Genomic DNA, 693 nt, shown 5'->3' with positions numbered 1-693 from the left:
CGATCCAGGTACCGGCCTCGATTCCTGAGACGAAGCGCAATGACACCCTGTTTCGCGTCGCGGCTTCCTTGCATGCAAAAGGCTTGTCGGATCAGGCCATCCGCGAAGCCCTGCTTGCTGAAAATGCCGCCAAGTGTGTGCCGCCCCTGGACACTCAGGAGGTCGAGGACATCGTCCAGAATGTGACGGCCCGCTATCCAAAAGGAGGCACTCCGCCGGCTGTAGCTGTGCCGGAGTTCTTGGCTTCTTTGAATGCGACCATGACCACTACGCCGGGCAATGTTGTCCAAACTCAACTGCCCACTATTCACTCGATGCTCCACGACGCGCCGGTATCCGAAAATGCCATCGTCCCTGGACGCATGGCCCTCAGCCTTCATGACGGGATTGCGGCGTGGGTCGACAACGGAAAAGGTCAAGCCGGGTTTAAGCACGTATTTCCCGTCGCCATCGTCCTCGTCGAACGTTTGAAATGCGTCCACACCGGAAAGGAGCAGGTCAAGATTGCCTGGCACATGGACGACGTTTGGCATTATCAGATGGTCGACCGCAAAGTCATCGCCGACACGCGGGATATTGTTTCTTTGGCAAGCTTTGGACTTCCGATTACCAGCGAGCACAAAGATTTTCTCGTCAAGTACCTCTCGGCCTACGACTTTATCAACCGCCGCTGTATCCCTCTTATCCAGGTCA

The 693-nt window shown here is 56.1% G+C and carries 1 protein-coding gene; it reads left to right on the top strand.

Features of this window, described 5'->3' with window-relative positions; genetic code table 11:
• Positions 1 to 693 (top strand): primase C-terminal domain-containing protein (locus GTA51_RS20360; RefSeq protein ID WP_160964305.1); only part of this gene is annotated, 693 nt, incomplete at both ends.

Source organism: Solidesulfovibrio aerotolerans (assembly GCF_009856865.1).
Taxonomy (GTDB): Bacteria; Desulfobacterota; Desulfovibrionia; order Desulfovibrionales; family Desulfovibrionaceae; genus Solidesulfovibrio; species Solidesulfovibrio aerotolerans.
The sequence above is the reverse complement of the archived record's forward strand: the minus strand, read 5'-3'. Positions and strand labels throughout refer to the sequence as shown.